This is a genomic window from Pseudomonas sp. LBUM1669 (genome assembly GCF_059695705.1).
In genome coordinates this window covers 245,407-265,807 of record NZ_CP166784.1, presented here as the reverse complement: position 1 = coordinate 265,807, position 20,401 = coordinate 245,407, and the positions used below count along the sequence as shown (strand labels likewise).

Sequence of the window (20,401 nt, the reverse complement as noted above, 5' to 3'; positions counted from 1 at the left end):
AGAGACCCGTGAATGAGCCGCGACAGTCGTCACCTGGAATCAGTCCTCCATCGCGATATTCCGTTGACCCGGGACATGGGCCTCAAAGTGCTCGACTGGCACGACCAGCAACTGCGCCTGCACTTGCCGCTGGACGCCAACGTCAATCACAAAAGCACCATGTTCGGCGGCAGCCTGTATTGCGGCGCGGTGCTGGCAGGCTGGGGCTGGCTGCATTTGCGATTGCATGAAGAAGGGGTTGAAGGCGGGCACATCGTGATTCACGAGGGGCACATCACCTATCCGCTGCCGGTGACCCTGGACGCGATTGCGATCTGCCAGGCGCCAAGTGCGGCGGTGTGGAAGAAGTTTTTGGCGACGTATCAGCGATACGGACGTGCGCGGTTGGCACTGCATTCGCGGATCGTCAATGCCGATAGCAATGACGATGCGGTGAGGTTTACCGGGCAGTACGTCCTGCACCGGTAAAGACACAAAACCTGTGGCGAGGGAGCTTGCTCCCGCCGGCCGGTCCGCGCTCGGGCGCAGCCGTCTCAAATCAGGCAGCCGGGTTTAACTGATGCTGCGCGGTGTCTGGGTTTTGGGGCCGCTTCGCAGCCCAGCGGGAGCAAGCTCCCTCGCCACAGGTTTGGGTGAACTCAGGATCGGGCCAGTTCCAGTAACTTCTCCCGCCACGCAGCCTTCGCCGGCAGCGCCAAAAAGAACTCATTCAACAACGATTCCCGCGCCGGATAACAAAACGGCTTCCCGCTCAAATCCAGCACCTCACCGCCCGCCCCTTCCAGCACGCCTTGAGCCGCCGCCGTGTCCCACTGCGAAGTCGGCGCCAGGCGCGGATAACAATCCGCCGCCCCTTCCGCCAGCAAACAGAACTTCAACGAACTGCCGATATTCGCCAGTTGCAGCTCACCCAGACTGGCATTCAACCCGGCCAGCAAGCGCTCCTGCTCGGGGCTTGAATGTCGGCGGCTGGCGACCACGGTAAACGCCTCACCCGGCGCCGGCACCTCGCGAACCTGAATCGGCAGCACGTCGGCACCTATGTCGCCACGCCACGCGCCCAGACCGGCACCGCCGACATAAAACCGCCCGTTGGTCGGCATCGAGACCACGCCAAACACGACCCGGCCCTGCTCGATCAGCGCAATGTTGACGGTGAACTCTTCGCTGCCGGAGATGAACTCCTTGGTCCCGTCCAACGGGTCCACCAGCCACCAGCGCTGCCAGCCGGCGCGCACGCTCTGGGGGATATTGGCGTCTTCTTCGGACAGCACCGGAATGCTCGGGTCCAGCGCCGTCAGTCCGTCCAGAATCAAATGGTGGGCGGCCAAGTCCGCAGCCGTCACGGGTGAATCATCAGACTTTGCAGTAACCGCCACGCCCGAGCGCCAGAACGGCAGAATCGCTTCGCCAGCCTTCAATGCCAGCTCAACCACCGGCGCCATCAATGGATGCGGAAAATTCATGGCACAAACACCCCACGCTGAGTCAGCAGATCACGGGCCAGGTACAGCGCCGCCAAGGCACGGCCCTCCGTGAATCGCGGGTTCTGCGCCAGGGCCGACAGCTCGCGCAGGTTGATCTTGTCCACGCCCATCGGCTCGGGTTCGTCGCCCTCCAGGCGTTCTTCGTACAGATCAGTGGCCAGCACCACCTGGATCTTCTGGCTCATGTAACCGGGGGACAACGACAACTCGGTCAGGTGCTCCAGCTGCCGCGCACCATACCCGGCCTCTTCCTTGAGCTCGCGCTCGGCCGCCGCCAGCACGTCCTCGCCCGGCTCGATCAATCCCTTGGGCAACGACAGCTCATAGGCATCGGTGCCGCCGCAATACTCTTCGACCAGCACGGCATGATCCGCATCGAGCATCGCCACAATCATCACCGCTCCATACCCGGCCCCTTTGCCGACCAAACGCTCGTAGGTGCGCTCCACGCCATTGGAAAAGCGCAGCTTCAGCTCCTCGACGCAAAACAAACGACTGGTGGCGACGATCTCGCGGGCGAGTACGGTGGGTTTCTGGCGCATAAGCGGCTCCTGGGCGATAGCGGGTTACTATACCCGGCCTATCCTGATTGTTGACCTCGGATATCTTTTTTACCGCTGGAGAAGTTTTTTATGTCCCTGCTGCCCTGGCGCGACATCGATACCGTTCTGCTGGATATGGACGGCACGCTGCTGGACCTGCACTACGACAACCATTTCTGGATGGAGCACCTGCCTCAGCGTTATGCCGAGTTGCACGGGGTCAGCCGGGCCATGGCCGAGATGGAATTGCAGCCGCTGTTCGAACGCAACGCCGGTCAGTTGCAGTGGTATTGCCTGGATTTCTGGAGCGCCGAGCTGAAGCTGTCGGTGCGTGAACTGAAACTGGAAACCGCTCACCTGATCGCACTGCGCCCGGACGCGGACACGTTTCTGGCGGCGATCAAACAGGCGGGGAAACGCGTGGTGATGATTACCAATGCTCACCGTGATTCGCTGTCATTGAAACTGGAACGGATTGAACTGGCACCGTATTTCGAGCGGTTGATCAGCTCGCATGACTACGGTTTTCCCAAGGAAAATCCGCAGTTCTGGGATGCCTTGCAGGCCGACATCGGGTTCGACCCGGCGCGTAGCCTGTTTATCGACGACACGTTGCCGATCCTGCGCAGTGCGCGCAGTTTTGGGGTGGCGCATTTGTTGGCGGTGAGTGAGCCCGACAGTCGCAAAGGGCCGAAGGACACGGCGGAGTTTGCGGCGGTGGGGGATTATCGGGAGTTGATTGCAGGGCTTTGAGACCGAGGCGCCTGGTTCGCGGGCAAGCCTCGCTCCTACAAGTCCGTGCCGTTCGCGAAGTCTGCGTACGACCTAAAACTGTAGGAGCGAGGCTTGCCCGCGAAAGCGATCTCAAGATTATTCAGGAATCCGCAATGACTGCCCCGGATAGATCTTGTTCACGTCCTTGAGCATCGGTTTGTTTGCATCGAAGATTTTTTGATACTTGTTGGCGTCGCCGTACACGCGCAGGGAAATCGCGCTGAGGGTGTCGCCCTTCTCAACCACAACGAACTTCGCCTCCACCAGCGTCGCCCCACCGGCGACGGTAATCTGATCATCAACACTACCAACGCCAGCGATATTGCCCACAGCCAGCAGAATTTTTTCCTTCTCCTCCTGGGTTGCCACTTCACCGGTGACGGTGACTTTGTCGCCATCTACCGTGGCCTGCACGTTCGGATTACCCAGGCCGACCTTGCTGATGTGTTCCTTCAACTGCTCACTGGCATTGGCATTGCCGGGTGTCAGCAGATCCAGCAGTTTTTCGCCCGCTTCTTTCACAAAGCTCAAAAGACTCATGATGCACTCTCCTTGGGTTTTAGGTTCCAGACGCAAAAGCCTAGACCAAGCTTCAAACCCCTGGCTCCAACCCGACCAATGACGTTGATCCGGCGCAAGCGCTAGAATCCCCCCTTCACCGCGCCCTGGAGCGAAGATGGACATCAAGCAGCTGAAATTCCTCATCGCCCTCGACGAAACACGCCACTTCGGCCAGGCCGCCGCGCGCTGTCATATCACCCAGCCGACCCTGTCCATGCGCCTGCGCAGCCTCGAAGAAGAACTCGACCTGCCGCTGGTCAATCGCGGCCAGCGCTTCGAAGGCTTCACCGCGCCGGGCGAACGCGTGCTGGCGTGGGCGCGCACGGTGATGGCCGCCTACGACGGCTTGCAGGCTGAGGCCGCCGCCTGTCGCGGCAATCTGGTCGGTACGCTGCGGTTGGGCGTGGTGCCGCTGTCGAGTTTCGATCCGCTGCCGTTGATGCAACGCCTGCATGCCGAGCACCCGAACTTGCGCTTTGAACTCTCGGCCCTGAGCTCCGAACAAATCCTCGAGCAACTGGCGAACAACCGCCTGGACCTCGGCGTCTCGTACCTGGAGCGCCTGGACAACGAGCGTTTCGATTCCCTGGCCTTCAGCGAGACCCACATGGGCCTGCTCTACGATCAGCGCTTCTTCAGCTTCGGCGAGGCGCCGTTGAGTTGGGAGTCATTGATCGAACTGCCGCTGGGCATGCTCACCAGCGGCATGCATTTTCGCCAGTCGATCGATCACAATTTCCACAGCCGCGGCCTGACGCCCCAGCCGCTTCTGCAGACCGACGCCGTCCATCAATTGTTACAAGCGGTGCACGGCGGCCTTTGCTGCGCGGTGATGCCGTTGGATGGCGGTTTGGAAAATCTCACCGATCACTTGCGCCTGCAACCCATCGAAAACGCCCAGACCCTTGCCCGGCTGGGGCTGATCATGCGCCGTAGTGCCCCTCGTTCGGCGCTGGCTGAAGCCTGTTTTGCGATCTATCAGAAATCGCTGACAGCTTCTTGATCGACGTCATCTATCGGTAGATCGGTATAAGCGATTAGACGCGACAAGTTGACGCGCCTAGGCTTAAAGCTGACTAAACCGTCGGTGATGCCCATGAAAGCCAAGCGCCCTGCCTGCGCGGCGCCAGCCTTTGAAGCGCCCGCACCCGCCGCCAGCCAGACTTACAGTTACAGCGACCTTCAGCAAACCGAATCGACCAGCACCGCGCTGGCCGAGGAAGTCGCGTTGGCGATCGCTTATAACGGCATCAGCCAGGCGGTGATGTTGGTAACGCCGACGGACCTTGAAGACTTCATCGTCGGTTTCAGCCTCGGCAGCGGCATCATCGAAGACGCGTCCGACATTTATGACCTGCAACTCAGCGGCTCGGGCTCGGCGCAGTACGCGCAAGTGACCATCGCCAACCGCGCGTTCTGGAACCTCAAGCAACAGCGTCGGCAAATGGCCGGCACCAGCGGCTGCGGGCTCTGCGGCGTAGAGGCTGTTGAACAGGCATTGCCGGACCTCAAAGTGTTGCCCGGAGCGCCCTTGCCACCTGCCGAATGGCTTGATGGTTTGCGCCAGCGCATCGGTGCATTCCAGCCGCTTGGCCAGTATTCCGGCGCGGTGCATGCGGCGGTGTTCATGAACGGTCAGGGCGAGTTGCTGCTGGGCCGCGAAGACATCGGCCGACACAACGCCCTCGACAAACTGATTGGCGGGCTCATCCGCCAGAAGATCCCCACTGAAGGCGGCCTGGCGATTGTCACCAGCCGATGCAGCCTCGAATTGATTCAGAAAGTATTGCGCGCCGGCATCCAGACCCTGGTTAGCCTGTCGTCGCCCACGGGCCTTGCCGTGCAATGGGCCCGTCGCCACAACCTCAACCTCATCCATCTGCCCCAGAAGAATGCGCCGCGGGTCTACAGCCCGGCATTGGAGAATCAAGCGTGAGTCAACACCGTCAAGACGACCAGAAACCCGTCCCCCGCTACAAGCCCTACAAGGGCCCGGCCGGTGGCTGGGGCGCACTGGCCAGCGTTGCCCGGGCCTGGTTGACCAGTGACAACGCGCTGAAGAACCTGCGCATGATGCTCAAAACCAACAAGAACGGCGGGTTCGACTGCCCCGGTTGCGCCTGGGGCGATTCCAACGAAGCCGGCATGGTGGCGTTCTGCGAGAACGGCGCCAAAGCGGTGAACTGGGAAGCGACCAAACGGCGTGTCGACGGCGCTTTCTTTGCTAAACACAGCGTCAGTTCGTTGCTGGAACAAAGTGACTATTGGCTGGAATATCAGGGCCGTCTGACCGAGCCATTAAGCTATGACGCCGAAACCGATCGCTACCAGCCGATCAGCTGGGAAGCTGCGTTCGCCTTGATCGCCAAACATTTGCAAGGCCTGTCGAGCCCGAATCAGGCCGAGTTCTACACCTCGGGCCGCGCCAGCAACGAAGCGGCCTACCTCTATCAATTGTTCGTGCGCACCTACGGCACCAACAACTTCCCCGACTGTTCGAACATGTGCCACGAGGCCAGCGGTGTGGCACTGGCGCAAAGCGTCGGCGTCGGCAAAGGCACCGTGACCTTCGACGACTTCGAACACGCCGATGCGATTTTTGTCTGGGGCCAAAACCCGGGCACCAACCATCCGCGGATGCTCGAACCTTTGCGCGAAGCCGTCAAACGCGGCGCGCAAGTGGTGTGCGTCAACCCACTGAAAGAGCGCGGCCTGGAACGCTTCCAGCACCCGCAGCACCCGATCGAAATGCTCACCAACGGCGACAAGCCGACCAACACCGCCTACTTCCGCCCCGCGCTCGGCGGCGACATGGCGTTGTTGCGCGGCATGGCGAAATTCCTGCTGCATTGGGAGCGCGAAGCGCAGCAGACCGGCAACCCTTCCGTGTTCGATCACGACTTCCTCAATGAACACAGCGCCAACGTGTTGGAATACCTGGGCGCCATTGATGACACGCCGTGGGCGCAGATCGTCGAGCAGTCCGGCCTGACCCTGGTGGAAATCGAGCAAGCGGCGCGCATGTACGCCAAAGGCAAGAACGTCATCATGTGCTGGGCCATGGGCATCACTCAGCACCGCCACTCGGTGGCAACCATCCAGGAAATCGCCAACCTGATGCTGCTGCGCGGCAACATCGGCCGGCCCGGCGCCGGCCTGTGCCCGGTGCGCGGCCACAGTAACGTGCAGGGTGACCGGACGATGGGCATCAACGAACGTCCGCCGGTGGCATTCCTCGATTCCCTGGAGCGGCGCTTCCAGTTCAAGGTGCCGCGTGAAAACGGCCATAACGTGGTCGAGGCGATTCATGCCATGGCCGAAGGTCGCGCCAAAGTCTTTATCGGTCTGGGTGGCAACTTCGCCCAGGCGACCCCGGACAGCCCGCGCACCTTCCAGGCCCTGAGCAATTGCGACCTGACCGTGCAGATCAGCACCAAGCTCAACCGCAGCCATTTGGCCCACGGTAAAGAGGCGCTGATCCTGCCGTGCCTGGGCCGTACCGACATCGACATACAGGCCGAAGGCGCGCAAGCGGTGACCGTCGAAGATTCGTTCAGCATGGTCCACGCCTCCAACGGCCAGCTGCAGCCGCTGTCGAACCAGATGCGTTCCGAGCCGTCGATCATCGCCGGTATCGCAGCCGCCACACTGGGCAGCAAACCGGTGGACTGGAACTGGCTGGTGGCCGATTACAGTCGCATCCGTGACTTGATTGCCGACACCATCCCGGGCTTCCGAGACTTCAACGAGAAGGTCAAGAATCCGGGCGGTTTCTACCTCGGCAACAGCGCCGGTGCACGCAAGTGGAACACCCCGTCAGGGCGCGCCAATTTCCGGCCGAACGTCCTGCCCAAAGACCTGGTGCACGAACGCACGCGCGCCACGGGCGTGTTGCCGGACCTGATCATGCAGTCGATGCGTTCTCACGATCAGTACAACACCACGATTTATGGGCTGGATGACCGTTATCGTGGCGTGAAAGGTCAGCGGGATGTGTTGTTTGTAAACGAGGCGGACATCATTCGTCTGGGGTTCAAACCAGGGCAGAAGGCTGACATCGTTTCGATCTGGGATGACGGGCGTGAGCGTCGGGTGAAGGGCTTTACGCTGCTCGCGTTTGATATTCCTGCGGGGCAGGCGGCGGCGTATTACCCGGAAGTGAATCCGCTGGTGCCGCTGGAAAGCACCGGGGATCGCAGCCATACGCCGACGTCGAAGTTTGTGGCGATCCGGCTGGAAATGGCGAGTGAGACCGGGTTGATTTTGGCCAAGTCGGCTTAACGGGACAGCAGGTCTGGCCTCTTCGCGGGCAAGCCTCGCTCCTACAGGATCTGTGTCTTACGCATTTTTTTGTACATGACGCGGATCCTGTAGGAGCGAGGCTTGCCCGCTAAGGCGTCCGACATGGCAACTCATGATCGGGACTTTCGGCCACTTTCCAATCGCCCACAAAAAAGGCCGTTTTTTCACAAAAACGGCCTATCCGAAGTAGCTAAAGACCGGCGAAAAATACTTAAGTTCCGCCCAAAAAACAGCAACTTATAGATATGTGTTGAAGTCGTGTTACTCGTCGGATTTCGATTGTCACGACCATGACACAGCCTCAGGATCGCGCCGTCATCCCCTTGAGGTTCCTCTAATGAAGTTCTCCTCGATACTCTTGTTGTCCCTTGGCCTGGTCAGTGGCTTCGCTTCTGCCGGAGGCACCACCGAAGCAGGTGTGGGCGGCGCATTGGGCGGGGTTCTTGGCTCGGTCGTCGGTCAGTCGCTGGGCGGCAATACAGGTTCGACCATTGGCGCGGCCCTGGGCGGCGCGGGTGGTAGCGCAGTCGGCGCAGACAAACGCAGCCGTGGCGAAGCCGCCATTGGCGGTGCGTTGGGCGCAGCAGGCGGCAACGTGGTCGGCCGCAGCATGGGCGGCACCACCGGCAGCCTGATCGGCTCCGCAGCAGGTGGCGGCGCCGGTGGCGCGCTGGGTAACTACATGGGCAACAAGAGCGATGAAGACGATGATCGTCGCTCCTATCGCGGCGGCCGTGATGATCGTCGCTACTACCGTGACGGCCATCCGGGCCGAGGTCATGCCTATGGTCATCGCAAACATAAAAAGCACTATCGTCATCATTGAGGCCTGAACGGCATCGCTGACAGATAAATAAAAAATCGCAGCTCAAGGGCTGCGATTTTTTTTGTCCATCAAGCCACCAGTCGCTCCAATGCGCCGCGCAACCCGGCAGGAATCGTCACCGGCTGATTCGACGCCCGATCCACAAACACATGCACGAAGCGCCCCGCCGCGCAGGCCTCGTCCTCCCCGGCCTTGAACACCGCCAGTTCGTACTGCACCGAGCTGTTGCCCAACTTGCCCACCCGCAGACCGATCTCGATCCGGTCCGGAAAGGCGATGGAGGCGAAGTAATCGCAAGACGAACTCACCACAAAACCCACCACTTCGCCGTCATGGATATCCAGGCCACCGACTTCGATCAGGTAGGCGTTCACTGCCGTGTCGAAAAAGCTGTAGTAAGTGACGTTGTTGACGTGACCGTAGGCGTCGTTGTCGTGCCAGCGGGTGGTGATGGGCTGGAAGTGCGGGTAGTCGGTGCGTTGGTTCATGCGCAGCTCTCGTCTTGAAGTGGATGAAGTCTACCGATCCGCAAACCCTTTACCCACCGCCTCCAACTCGCCAATCAACCGCGCCGGCTTCCAGTGATCACCCTGGCGGGTCTCCAGCGCCATCAAACGCTGATGAATATCCGCCAGCCCTTGCTGATCCGCCCACGCCATTGGCCCGCCCTTGTCCGCCGGGAAACCGTACCCGTTGAGGTACACCAGATCGATGTCGTGCGCCGACCCAGAAATACCTTCCTGAAGGATCTTCGCGCCTTCATTGACCAGCGCCAGCAGACAGCGCTCGAGAATCTCCTCAGGGCTTATCTCCCGACGCTGGAAGCCAAGCCCTTCGCTAACATTTAGCACCAGCGCATCGACTTCAGGATCGTGTTCAGCCTGTCGACTGCCCGGTTCATAGTGGTAATAGCCATTGCCGCTCTTCTGACCAAAACGCCCCAATTCGCACAGACGGTTATCCACTTGAACCTCCGGCGCGTCCTGCCCTTCACCAGCCAATTCCCGAGCCCGCCATCCCAGGTCGACGCCAACGACGTCGTACATGCGGAACGGCCCCATAGCGAAGCCAAAACTTTGCAGCGCGGCATCCACCTGGTAGGGATAAGCGCCCTCGAGCAGCATCTTGCGCGCTTCAAGCACGTAGGTATTGAGCATGCGGTTGCCGATGAAACCATTGCAGTTGCCTGCCACCACGCTGACCTTGCCCATGCGCTTGCCCAGCTCCAGCGCCGCATCAAGCACCGCCGGCGAGGTTTGCGCACCGCGAACGATTTCCAGCAATTTCATGATGTGCGCCGGGCTGAAGAAGTGCAGCCCCAGGACCTGAGCCGGACGGCGAGTCGCCGCGGCGATGGCGTCGATATCCAGCGCCGACGTGTTGCTGGCTAGAATGGCTTCGGGTTTGAGCAGACCGTCCAGTTCGCGGAAAATCTTTTGCTTGAGCTCAAGGTTTTCGTAAACCGCTTCGATCACCAGATCAACCTCGCGGATCGACGCATAGTCGGCCGCCACCGTGACCCGTGCAATGCGCGCCTCCGCCTCGGCCTGATCGATGCGGCCCTGGCGCACATTGTGTGCATAGGTGTCTGCCACGGTGACCAGCGCCTGTTCCAGCATCTGCGGATTGTTATCGACCCACTGCACCGGAACGCCGGCGTTGGCCAGGCACATGACAATGCCACGGCCCATGGTGCCCGCACCGATCACGGCGGCGCGCTGAATGTTGAACGGTGTCTGGCTCATGGTTGCTCTCTTGTTGGCGATCCAAAGACAGTCCTCACCATAGTCAGCCGCCGGGTATTTTTGAAATTTATTCCTGTGATGAGCAACATTCAGCGGATGGATCTACCCGCGAATACACCAAAGATCCCTGTGGGAGCGGGCTTGCTCGCGAAAGCGGTGTGACAGTCAGTGATGATGTCGACTGACACACCGCTTTCGCGAGCAAGTCGAATCGTCGCACCGCCGCTCCCACATTGGTCCGCGTTTTAACTCGGCAGATGCGCTTCAGCCCACTCCCGCACCTCGGCATACGGATAATTTTCCAGCGCCGCAAATCCCGATATCGAACGCGCCTTGAGCTTGGTAAACAGCGGCACGCTGATCCCGCACAAAAACCGCGTTACGCGTTCGGCCGACGGTACATTGCCGGTGTGCTGTTCATGCCTGTGGATAAAATCACCGCACAGCGCTTCGAAGTGTTTATCCACAAGTGCCGGCAATTCTGGCGGCGATGGCAGCCGCGCCACTTGCCCATGACACACCGAACAATGCCCGCACTGACGAGGCGCGTTTTCATCGCCGAAGTACTCGGCCAGGCGATAGCCCAGGCAATGGTCGGTGGCGAACAGATCCAGCATCGCGTGAATCCGAGCAATCTCGGTACGTTCATGCTGGGTGAAATAGGCGTGCAGTTCGGCGCTCAGTGCCTGACTGTCGACATTCGCTTGCAGCAGGCTGTAGACCTCGGTCATCTGCTTGCTTTCCAGCTCGACCCAGCCCTTCTCCTGGAAATAATCCAGCGCCTTGACCACCCGGTTGCGCTCGGCTTGATGCTGTTCATAGAGCGCGTCGAAATTCACCGTGGCCCAGGTTCGGGCGCGGCTGGAGGTCTGGATGATGGCAGCGACAAAATCTTTGCGCTCGCCCTCGAAGCGGGCCAGCAAAGCTTCCGGTTCTTGCAAATACTTGAAGCGGTATTCGGCGTAATAGGCGTAACGCGGGGCAATCAAACCACGCAGTTCGAGCTGCACCAGTAAAGTCTTGAGCGGCAACTGACGAATGTTGCTCTGGTCCGACAAGGGCCCCAACAAAAACTCCCACTGCCCCTCAGGCGCAGCAGCTTGCATCTCATCGAGCACACAGCGAATGCCGTCCAGTTCTGGCGTGTCGCCGTAGACGAAGTTTTCCAGCACGTTGAGGCTGTCGCGGTTCGCCAATACCAGGCAGTCGGATGGGTGCCCGTCACGCCCGGCGCGGCCGATTTCCTGGCTGTAGTTTTCGATGGATTTGGGCAGGTCGAAATGCACCACGTTGCGGATGTCGCTCTTGTCGATGCCCATGCCGAAGGCGATGGTGGCGACAATGCAATTCGACTGCCCGCTCATGAAACTCTTTTGAATGGCTTCGCGTTTTTCGTGAGGTAAACCGGCGTGATAGGCCTCGGCCTGAATGCCGTTGCGGCCCAGGTGTTCGGCGATGTGCTCGGCGGTTTTTTGCAGGGTGACGTAGACGATGCTCGGCTGGCCAGGACGTTCGCTCATCCATTCGACGAGTCGTCGGCGTTTGTCCTGACCGCGTACCGGCTCGACCAGCAGATTCAGGTTTGGCCTGTAAAAACCGGTGGTCACCACGTCTTCGGGAGCGATGGCGAACTTCGCCTCCATGTCCGCGATCACTTTGGGCGTCGCAGTGGCGGTCAGCAGCAGCGCCTGCGGAATGTTGAACTGACGCTGGTAGTCGGGAAGCTTGAGGTAGTCGGGGCGGAAATTGTGGCCCCACTCCGAGATGCAGTGAGCCTCGTCCACCACCAACAACGAGATCGGCACCTGCTGCAGAAAATTGCGGAAGCGCTCGTTCTTCAGGCGCTCCACAGAGATCATCAAAATCTTCAGTTCGCCGGACTTGGCCCGGGCCATCACGTCGCTTGCGTCGTCACGACTCTGGGCCGAATCGATGCTGCCCGCTGCAATGCCATGGCGTTGAAGGAACGCCAACTGATCCTGCATCAATGCCAGCAGTGGCGAGACCACCAGCGTCAGGTGCGGCAATAACAGGGCCGGCAATTGATAACAAAGGGACTTGCCCGAGCCTGTGGGAAAAATTGCCGCCGCCGAGCGCCCGGCCAACACCGCGCTGACCGCCGCCTCCTGGCCAGGCCGAAACTGTGGATAACCGAAAACCTGTTCCAGGGTGTTGTGCATAAGCTGTCACTCCGTTGACCGCTGCGAAGCCCAAAGCCTAGCCGGCAAACGCAGCGAGTCGAGAAAAGGTCGGGGGCCAAAACGATACGGGATGATACAGCGGATGCAACGCAGGGTTCGCGGGCAACGCGGTCTAATGTGGGAGCGAGCTTGCTCGCGAAGCGGCCAGCCAAGTCAGCGCAACAACAGGAATGAACTCAGGGCACCAACACCGCCACCCGCAGTTGCTCATTCAGAGCCAGCTCATGAAACACCCGGCTCTTGCTCGCCCAAACCGCATGGGCCGGGCTGATCTCCCCCGTGAAAGCCGCCGCCAACTGACGCAAATCGGCGACGCTTCGCACGCGGGGGCAGAAGGGTTCGCCGTCGCAGTTCTGACTGGCGCCGCGGTAAGTGGCCAGTAAACGATCCCACAACCCGTCACGCACCTGCCTGACCGACTTGAGCTTCACATCCTGCACGCCCAGTCGCTGTTTCAGACTTTTTTCGTCGAGCATTTCGCTGGCCAGCAGTGCCTTGCCGAACATCAGCACTTCGGCGCGGGAGGCCGTGTCCACGTTCGCCTGGCTGGTCAGGGCCTCTGGCCAACCGGTGCGATCCATATTGGCAAGGCCCATCGGGTTATTCGCGTCAGCTGCGCCAGCCAAACGACAAACACCCGCCCACAACAACAAAATCGAGGCCATACGTAGCCATTGCATACTTAATTCCCTTTAAGCGTTGAAGGGACGTTTTTCGAAACGTCCTACACATTCTGGCGCGCACCATACAGAGGATTGATGCGCTGCGCCTGACAAACACGTAGGAAATTCGACCTCTAGGGGAATTGCTGAAAAGTGCCTCGGGGAACACGTAGGCAAAAGGCCACAACGCAGGTAAATCCCCTACAAACCCCGTCCATTTGCGCTGTATTGCGACGCCTGGGAGCGGGCCTCTATAGTTTGCGCCGCCGCTGAACACAGGACTGACCTCATGCAAGACCGCTATCGCCCGCTCAAAACCAGTTACAGCGAAACGCCCGTGTTGGTCATCGACACTGCAGCCAGCACCGGCGCCGTCCTCGACGCCGCTCACCAACGCCTGCGCGCCGCCAGCGACCTACTCGAAACACTTTACTGCCTGTGCTTCAAACAGGCAGATGTGAAAGATATCCCTCATATAGTGAATGCACTTTATTTATTAACGCAGGACGGCTGCGAACTTCTTGAAGTTGCAAGGCAACGAATAGAACTTTAAAACACAAATACAAAAACAACTGACTTCTTCAACTTACAAATAACAAACACTAGTCTGCAAGCTCTTAAACTAATCAAGAGCACTACAATGACTACATTAACTATTTTCTTCTGCGGCACCGGTTCGACCAAATTCGACAACCAGAACCCGACTTACTGGAACGGCGAACTGGTCTCGACACTGGCTTCCCATCACGGCGGCCGCGAATTTGCCGAATGGATCGTGATTGACGGACCCGGCACCAGCAACCTGCAAGCTGACGAGCTGTTCACCAAAACCGGGGACTACGGCCTGAGCGGCACGCTGTTCGGCAAGGGCTGGGAAGAGAACGTCAAACACGCCATCAACATCATTAAAGGCAAATGCGACTGGGAGCGTGAAAAACTGACCGAGGCTGAATACAACCGTCTCAAGGCTGCCGGAATCCCTATTGAAGATGTGATCGTCGAAGGTTCCTGGATGTGGCGCGAGTACAACTACGGCGACCGCAGCATGACCCAACAGAAGTTACAGGAACAAATCATCAAAACATTCCGCAAGAACGGCGTTATTCCAACCAACGTCAACTTGGTAGGCTGGAGCCGCGGCAGTATTAGTTGCCATATGCTGGCCAATGCCATGTTCAAGGACAGCGCACTGAAGGACATCCCGGTGAACATCTTTGCGATTGATCCGGTACCGGGCATCGGTAACTTCCAGGAAGACAAAGTCAAACTGAATGCCAACGTAAAAGAATACGTTGGCTTCTACGCCCGGGACGAACGCTCCAAAGGCTTCAGTTGCGTCATCCCGCAAACGGCCACCGGCACCCGCATCTACCCGATGCCCGGCCGCCACGCCACGCTGGTGGGCAACGCCGCAGTCGATGGTGTCAGCGGCCCTTAAACGCTGGCCGAACCCGGCCTGATCGTCCGCCACTTTGCCGAGGTGTGCCTGAAACGCTGGGGGGTGCCGCTGAACAAAACCACCAACCTGACCCCGACCGACCTGCAAAACCACCACAACACGATGGCCAGCGCCGCCGCGAAATACAAAGCGATGGAAAAGTGCTCGTACACCTTCTTCACAGAACTGGACCAGGGCGAGCGCTACGTTTCGCTGGGCAGCAACGGGGTCAAGTTCTCGGCAGTGAAAGGCACGATCTACGCGCCGGCGACTGGGTTGACCACTGGCCTGTTGGATGTGGCGGCTTATCAGCACATTCGTTGAATACGCGGGCAGATTTGTAGGAATGGCCTCATAGAAACCTCATCCCGTTCCTACAAACAACGACTCCTTGTCGTCTATCGCTACCCGTTGGCTCACATCTATAGTTCCGAGTGTCGCTGAAGGTTCAGCGGCTCGGGCTTGGTCACTCGACAAAGAGAGCGCACATTTCTAACTAATAAAGGTGTAACTCAGTGACAACGTTAAATCCTCTTTTTGATCGCTACCACCCACTCAAAACAACTCTCACCGATTCCCCGCCCCTAATCATCGACACAGAGGCCAACCCCCAGGACATCCTCGAAGCCGCCCTCCAGCGCATCCGAGCCTCCAGCGACCTCCTCCAGACCCTGCATTGCCAATGCTTTAAGCACGGCGATGTCGAAGACATCCCGCACATCACCCACGCAGTCTACTTGCTGACCCAAGACGGCTGCGACCTGCTGCAAGTTGCCCAACAACGCATGATGGGCTGGAAAGCGCCTACCTAAGAAGTTGTGTTTCAAGGGCATGCCAGCCTCACTGTGAGCTGGCTGCCCACGAAAAAAGGATACTAATTCCTACACCCTCAATGGAGATTGAAGATTGCAAACTATTATTGATTGCGTAGCATGTGGGCCACTGATCAGCCATGGGCCTCCTTCTTATGACTACCGAAACGATCGATCACACCGCGCTCGTCAAACTGGTTGAAAGCGGCGCTGTTAACGCCACTCACATTTCAGCCAAGCAAGGTGGGTGGGCAGTTCAAGTTCAACATGGATCACAAACGCATTCCCTGGCAGCGCAACGCAGCCAGCAAATTCGCTTATTTAAGCGTCTCGAAACCCTAGTGATCTATTTGCAAGGAATAGGCATCTGTCATTTCGATGTCGATACCTCTGGTTACGACCCACTACAATTAAAAACCTATTCTCGCCCTGACCGTTCCGAGGCACTGAAGCAAGTTCACGATGCAGCGGCTTACGACGAATGGTTCAGGAAGCAGGTTCAAGCCAGCATCGATGATCCCCGGCCAAGTGTGAGCGACGAAGAGGCGCGCCGAATCTTTGCGGCAAAACGTGATGCCATACGTCAACGGGCGCGCTAATGCGGGTGTTTTGGCGCCCCACGGCGCTGACTGACCGGGACGACATCCTGAATTACATTAGCGAAGATAACCCTTACGCGGCCATTGCTTTAGACGAAGTCTTTGAGTCCAAATCAGAGCAAGCTTGCCAGCATCCAAAGCTTTATAGAAAAGGCAGAATTTTTTGCACTCATGAGATAGTCGCCACACCCAATTACTTCATGGTCTATACAGTCCTGCCACACGCGGTAGTGGTAATGCGGGTACTGCATGCGAGACGACAATGGCCGTGACTAGATCAACCGCAGACGCCCCTAAGTTTGAGGCCAGCAAGGGCCCGGATAGATCGACGCAACTGCTCGTTATTTGAAAGGAGGCGCTGAGCACATCAGCGCCATCCTTTCCTCCCACTGGACGCAATCATGCACCTCGCCCCCAACTTCCCCGACGACCACACCATGCACTTGCTTATGCAGCTGCTGCACGAGGAACTCGGCCTGCCAGAACGCAAAACCATCAGCCTCACCACCTCGATCAACTTCGACCTTGGCTGCAAGGGCGCTGATGCACGGCATTTGATGGAAGCGCTGGAAGAACAGTTCGGGATCGACCTCGTGGACTACGACGCCTATCGCTACTTTCAGCCAGAAGGATTTGATGTGCATCTCAAACGAAGGGCAAAGGGTCGCGGTGACAAAGTCCCGCTGACCATCGGCATGCTTTACCAGGTGGTCAAAATACAACGGTGGGATACGCAGGCACTGGAAGTCATCGAGCCTATCGCATAAGTGCCATTATTCTGGTCGTTTAGCGCCAATACGGCTGGAATATTGGCAGTTGTGAATTGGACGATGAAACCAAAGACCCAAAAAAAAGCCGCCCTCAAAGGGCGGCTTTTTCATTCGCTAAATCCAAGCCTTACAGCTTAGGACCCGCAGCCTTGATCGCGTCACTAACCTCAAACTTCTTGAAGTTCTCAACAAACAACCCAGCCAGTGCCTTAGCCGCTTCATCGTAAGCAGCCTTGTCAGCCCAGGTATTACGTGGGTTCAACAGGCCAGTCTCAACGCCCGGCACAGCCAACGGCACGTCCAGGTTGATGGTGTCGAGGTGTTCGGTTTCTGCACCGATCAACGCGCCGCTCTGGATCGCTGCAATCACGCCACGGGTGGTCGGGATGTTGAAGCGTTTGCCAACGCCGTAGCCGCCGCCGGTCCAGCCGGTGTTGACCAGGTAAACCTTGGAGCCGAAGCCGCGGATGCGCTTGATCAGCAATTCTGCGTATTCGCCGGCCGGACGCGGGAAGAACGGTGCGCCGAAGCAGGTGGAGAAGGTCGACTTGATGCCGCTGCCGGAACCCATTTCGGTCGAGCCCACCAGTGCGGTGTAGCCGGACAGGAAGTGGTAGGCCGCTTGTTCTTCGCTGAGGATCGACACAGGCGGCAGAACGCCGGTCAGGTCGCAGGTCAGGAAGATCACCGCGTTTGGCTCGCCACCGAGGTTCTTCTCGGAACGCTTGGCAACGTGCTCCAGCGGGTAAGCGGCGCGGCTGTTCTGGGTCAGGCTGACGTCGGCGTAGTCGGCGTGCTTGGCGTCATCGATAACGACGTTTTCCAAGACTGCGCCGTGTTTGATGGCTTTCCAGATAACCGGCTCGTTCTTCTCGGACAAGTCGATGCACTTGGCGTAGCAGCCGCCTTCGATGTTGAAGACAACGCCTTCGCCCCAGCCGTGTTCGTCGTCACCGATCAGGTAACGGCTTTCGTCGGCGGACAGGGTGGTTTTACCGGTGCCGGACAGACCGAAGAACAGGGTTACGTCGCCCGCTTCACCGATGTTGGCCGCGCAGTGCATTGGCAGCACGTCAGCGGCCGGCAGCAGGAAGTTCTGCACCGAGAACATGGCTTTCTTCATTTCACCGGCGTAGCGCATGCCGGCGAGCAGCACTTTCTTCTGGGCGAAGTTGATGATCACGCAGCCGTCGGAGTTGGTGCCGTCACGCTCTGGAACGCACTCAAAGTTGGCGACGTTCAGAACTTGCCACTCATCACGACCGGCCGGGTTGTACTGAGCCGGGTTGATGAACAGGCAACGACCGAACAGGTTCTGCCAGGCAGTCTGGGTGGTCATTTTCACGGCGAGGTAGTGCTCTTCAGCCGAACCAACATGAACGTGGGAAACGAAATGCTCTTGCGCGTTGTTGAAGGCCTCGACGCGGTCCCACAGGGCATCGAACTTGTCGGCCGGGAACTTGCGGTTGATCGGGCCCCAGGCAATGGCGGCCTGAGTGGACGGCTCTTCAACGATGAAACGGTCGACTGGCGAGCGGCCGGTACGGTGACCGGTGCGAACAACCAGCGCGCCAGTGTCGGCAAGCTCGCCTTCACCGCGATTCAAGGCTTCTTTTACCAGATCATCAACACTCAGATCGGTATACACGGCGTTATTGGCTTGCGTCATGAGATTCCCCGTCGGCCAGTGGCCGAGTGTGCTCCAAACGTTTTGTAGTAGAAAGTCGTGCACTACTACCGCGACAAAAAGTGGGCCGGATTATGCCAGAAACGCCCAAAAAAAGTAGGGCCCTCCCGTCAGAACGGCGTTATTCCGGCGCTATCCAGTGAATTTACCTGCGCTGAACCGTTTTAGTGCCGGGTATCTGACGGCGTATCGACACCCGCTCCCGCGAACAATTGACTGATATCGGCCGCATCAAACAGGTAGCGCTGGTTGCAGAACTGGCAATCGATCTCGATGTGGCCGCCGTGCTCGATCACCAGCGCCTGCGCGTCTTCCATACCCAAGCTGACCAGAGCATTGGCCGAACGTTCGCGCGAGCAGCTGCAACGGAAACGCAGTTTCTGCACATCGAACAGGCGCACTTGTTCTTCGTGGTAGAGGCGATGAAGCACGGTTTCGTTGTCCAGGCTCAGCAGTTCATCGGCGGTCAGGGTGCTACCCAGCGCGGTGATGTGCTGCCAGCTGGCGGCGCGTTCTTCTTCGTCTTTCAGGCGGTCGGCAGGCAGTTGCTGCAGCAGCAGGCCACGGGCGCGACGGCCGTCGGCGTACAGCCAGAAACGAGTGCCAACCTGTTGCGACATGACGAAGTAATTCGTGAAGCACTCCGACAGGGTTTCGCCATCCAGGTCGACAATACCTTGGTAACGCTGACCCTGGGTCGGATCGACGGTCAATGCCAGCACGCCGTTGGGCATCAAGTCGGCGAGGGTCGCGTCGGGGGCAATCCGGTCGGCTTCATAACGGGCCAGGCCACGGATTTCACGCTCGCTGGAGCACTCGATCATCAGCAACGGAATCGGGCCATCGGAACGGGCCTGAAGAATCAGCAAGCCATCGAACTTCAAGGTGCCGACCAGCAACGACGCCGCAGCCATCAGCTCGCCGAGCAGTTGCGCGACCGGCTCTGGATACGGGTGTTTGGCGAGGACTTCGGCGTAACTACGCTCCAACGAAACCAGCTCGCCGCGGGTGTCGCTGTCATCGAAGATGAAGCGTTGGGTGTAGTCGGTATCCGGTAGATCGGTCATAGGTCTGGGTTCTGAAGTAATGACAAAATGGTTACAGGTCGTGAAATTGCGCCTTTGCAGCACCGTTTTGGTGCGCGATGTTCAGCCATGGGGGGCATTTTATGAACAATCCGGGTTTGTTCCAAGCAAGGTGGAATCTGCGCCGGTTGGCTCTGTGCAATTTTGTGCCTCTGGCACTGCTGGCCTTCTGGTTATGGCCTACGGGTCAGATGCTGTGTGTGATTTTCGACGAGTGGCTATTTCATCTGCTGAATGCGCCGCTGGCCATCAACCCGATATGGCTACGCATCTGGGCGATTGCAAGTCTGCGCCCATTCGATGTGGGGAGTTTCGCGGATGAGTGTGGTGTTTAGCGCCTGATTTTGTGGTGCTGCCGGCGAGTGCTGCGCACTCGATCGCGAGCAGGCTCACTCCCACATCGGTCTGCGCAATACCTGTGGGAGCGTGGCTTGCCCGCGAAGATGTCAGCCCAGACGACACAGAAGCATCTACCTCACTCGTCGTTACTGCTGCCCCGAAACTTGAACAAATCCCGTCGCTGTTTTTTGCTCGGCTTGCCATCGGTGCTCACGCCCAACGCGCCAGCCTTGCGCATGGCCGCGGCCGCTTCGCGCTTGGCGATGCTGGCATCGGTTTCCGCATACAACGCCTGAGCTTCAGGGGCGCCACGGCGCACAATCGATAGCGCCTGAACCACCACCGTGCGTTCCTCGAACCCTACGCGAATCTGAAACTCATCGCCGATCCTCGGCTCCTTGCCCGGTTTGCAACGCTCACCCCGACAATGCACCTTGCCGCTTTCAATCGCCGCTTTCGCCAAGGCACGTGTTTTATAAAAACGCGCAGCCCACAACCACTTATCGAAACGGACCTTGTCGTCCTCTTCCTGTTTTTGTGCCACTGGAATTCCTCTTTCAGCCGATAGTCG

21 protein-coding genes and 2 pseudogenes are annotated in these 20,401 nt (G+C 58.8%); 13 read left to right on the top strand and 10 right to left on the bottom strand.

Going from position 1 to position 20,401, the window contains the following annotated elements:
- The first annotated feature begins 12 nt into the window (after window positions 1-12).
- The gene (locus ACA051_RS01240) at window positions 13-468 is read left to right on the top strand and encodes a YiiD C-terminal domain-containing protein (RefSeq protein WP_497373178.1); all 456 of its coding nucleotides are present in this window, start codon (window positions 13-15) and stop codon (window positions 466-468) included.
- Window positions 469-638: 170 nt separating this feature from the next.
- Here ACA051_RS01240 and cysQ read toward each other — a convergent pair whose 3' ends face one another.
- Together cysQ and nudE are read right to left on the bottom strand one after the other, a co-directional pair.
- A complete protein-coding gene (gene cysQ / locus ACA051_RS01235; protein ID WP_497373176.1) occupies window positions 639-1,466 on the bottom strand; it encodes a 3'(2'),5'-bisphosphate nucleotidase CysQ in 828 nt (275 codons plus the stop codon).
- The gene (nudE, locus tag ACA051_RS01230) at window positions 1,463-2,029 is read right to left on the bottom strand and encodes an ADP compounds hydrolase NudE (RefSeq protein WP_497306987.1); all 567 of its coding nucleotides are present in this window, start codon (window positions 2,027-2,029) and stop codon (window positions 1,463-1,465) included. Before nudE ends, cysQ begins: the two co-directional genes overlap by 4 nt.
- Before the next feature lie 90 nt (window positions 2,030-2,119).
- Between nudE and yrfG the strand changes: the two genes are divergently transcribed.
- A complete protein-coding gene (yrfG, locus tag ACA051_RS01225) occupies window positions 2,120-2,782 on the top strand; it encodes a GMP/IMP nucleotidase (RefSeq protein ID WP_497306985.1) in 663 nt (220 codons plus the stop codon).
- Window positions 2,783-2,899: 117 nt separating this feature from the next.
- Here yrfG and lysM read toward each other — a convergent pair whose 3' ends face one another.
- Window positions 2,900-3,343 (bottom strand): peptidoglycan-binding protein LysM, encoded by a 444-nt coding sequence (lysM, locus tag ACA051_RS01220; protein WP_497296969.1) that lies wholly within the window; start codon window positions 3,341-3,343, stop codon window positions 2,900-2,902.
- A 136-nt stretch (window positions 3,344-3,479) separates the two neighbouring features.
- Here lysM and ACA051_RS01215 point away from each other — a divergent pair, with 136 nt between their 5' ends.
- The 4 genes from ACA051_RS01215 (at window position 3,480) to ACA051_RS01200 (ending at window position 8,492) form a co-directional block, all read left to right on the top strand.
- The gene (locus ACA051_RS01215; protein ID WP_497373174.1) at window positions 3,480-4,367 is read left to right on the top strand and encodes a LysR family transcriptional regulator; all 888 of its coding nucleotides are present in this window, start codon (window positions 3,480-3,482) and stop codon (window positions 4,365-4,367) included.
- 93 nt (window positions 4,368-4,460) lie between these two features.
- A complete protein-coding gene (gene fdhD / locus ACA051_RS01210; RefSeq protein WP_497306981.1) occupies window positions 4,461-5,300 on the top strand; it encodes a formate dehydrogenase accessory sulfurtransferase FdhD in 840 nt (279 codons plus the stop codon).
- A complete protein-coding gene (locus ACA051_RS01205; protein ID WP_497373172.1) occupies window positions 5,297-7,645 on the top strand; it encodes an FdhF/YdeP family oxidoreductase in 2,349 nt (782 codons plus the stop codon). Before fdhD ends, ACA051_RS01205 begins: the two co-directional genes overlap by 4 nt.
- 358 nt (window positions 7,646-8,003) lie before the next feature.
- Window positions 8,004-8,492, top strand: a complete 489-nt coding sequence (locus tag ACA051_RS01200) for a glycine zipper domain-containing protein (protein ID WP_145309130.1) — start codon at window positions 8,004-8,006, stop codon at window positions 8,490-8,492.
- A 68-nt stretch (window positions 8,493-8,560) separates the two neighbouring features.
- On the opposite strand, the gene ACA051_RS01195 is transcribed toward ACA051_RS01200, so the two are convergent.
- From ACA051_RS01195 to ACA051_RS01180, 4 genes are all read right to left on the bottom strand, one after another.
- Window positions 8,561-8,980, bottom strand: coding sequence for an acyl-CoA thioesterase (locus ACA051_RS01195; RefSeq protein ID WP_497306977.1), 420 nt, complete (start codon window positions 8,978-8,980; stop codon window positions 8,561-8,563).
- Between the two features lie 30 nt (window positions 8,981-9,010).
- Entirely contained in the window at window positions 9,011-10,237 is a 1,227-nt protein-coding gene (locus ACA051_RS01190; RefSeq protein ID WP_497373170.1) for a 3-hydroxyacyl-CoA dehydrogenase, read from the bottom strand.
- 245 nt (window positions 10,238-10,482) lie between these two features.
- Entirely contained in the window at window positions 10,483-12,417 is a 1,935-nt protein-coding gene (locus tag ACA051_RS01185) for a RecQ family ATP-dependent DNA helicase (RefSeq protein ID WP_497306973.1), read from the bottom strand.
- A 197-nt stretch (window positions 12,418-12,614) separates the two neighbouring features.
- Complete coding sequence (locus ACA051_RS01180) at window positions 12,615-13,118, bottom strand: polysaccharide deacetylase (RefSeq protein ID WP_497373168.1); 504 nt, start codon at window positions 13,116-13,118, stop codon at window positions 12,615-12,617.
- A 271-nt stretch (window positions 13,119-13,389) separates the two neighbouring features.
- On the opposite strand from ACA051_RS01180, the gene ACA051_RS01175 reads away from it, so the two are divergent.
- From ACA051_RS01175 to ACA051_RS01150, 6 genes and pseudogenes are all read left to right on the top strand, one after another.
- Entirely contained in the window at window positions 13,390-13,653 is a 264-nt protein-coding gene (locus ACA051_RS01175; RefSeq protein WP_497373166.1) for a hypothetical protein, read from the top strand.
- Between the two features lie 87 nt (window positions 13,654-13,740).
- Window positions 13,741-14,862, top strand: a pseudogene (locus ACA051_RS01170) (hypothetical protein).
- Window positions 14,863-15,053: 191 nt separating this feature from the next.
- Entirely contained in the window at window positions 15,054-15,350 is a 297-nt protein-coding gene (locus tag ACA051_RS01165; protein WP_497373164.1) for a hypothetical protein, read from the top strand.
- A 155-nt stretch (window positions 15,351-15,505) separates the two neighbouring features.
- A complete protein-coding gene (locus tag ACA051_RS01160; RefSeq protein WP_497296958.1) occupies window positions 15,506-15,949 on the top strand; it encodes an antitoxin PaaA2 family protein in 444 nt (147 codons plus the stop codon).
- Window positions 15,949-16,221: a type II toxin-antitoxin system RelE/ParE family toxin gene (locus ACA051_RS01155; protein WP_497373162.1), complete on the top strand. Its 273-nt coding sequence runs from the start codon at window positions 15,949-15,951 to the stop codon at window positions 16,219-16,221. The genes ACA051_RS01160 and ACA051_RS01155 overlap by 1 nt, the downstream gene beginning before the upstream one ends.
- 129 nt (window positions 16,222-16,350) lie before the next feature.
- The gene (locus ACA051_RS01150; protein ID WP_497373160.1) at window positions 16,351-16,716 is read left to right on the top strand and encodes a DUF1493 family protein; all 366 of its coding nucleotides are present in this window, start codon (window positions 16,351-16,353) and stop codon (window positions 16,714-16,716) included.
- A gap of 130 nt (window positions 16,717-16,846) precedes the next feature.
- Here the strand turns inward: ACA051_RS01150 and ACA051_RS01145 are convergent, their stop codons facing one another.
- Both ACA051_RS01145 and hslO read right to left on the bottom strand, forming a co-directional pair.
- Window positions 16,847-18,388, bottom strand: a complete 1,542-nt coding sequence (locus tag ACA051_RS01145; protein ID WP_497373158.1) for a phosphoenolpyruvate carboxykinase — start codon at window positions 18,386-18,388, stop codon at window positions 16,847-16,849.
- A gap of 182 nt (window positions 18,389-18,570) precedes the next feature.
- Entirely contained in the window at window positions 18,571-19,473 is a 903-nt protein-coding gene (hslO, locus tag ACA051_RS01140; RefSeq protein ID WP_497306962.1) for an Hsp33 family molecular chaperone HslO, read from the bottom strand.
- Between the two features lie 101 nt (window positions 19,474-19,574).
- Between hslO and ACA051_RS01135 the strand changes: the two are divergent.
- Window positions 19,575-19,793: pseudogene (locus ACA051_RS01135) on the top strand (phosphatase PAP2 family protein); the annotation flags it as partial.
- 173 nt (window positions 19,794-19,966) lie between these two features.
- Here the strand turns inward: ACA051_RS01135 and ACA051_RS01130 are convergent.
- A complete protein-coding gene (locus ACA051_RS01130; protein ID WP_497373156.1) occupies window positions 19,967-20,374 on the bottom strand; it encodes an RNA-binding S4 domain-containing protein in 408 nt (135 codons plus the stop codon).
- Between the last annotated feature and the right edge of the window lie 27 nt (window positions 20,375-20,401).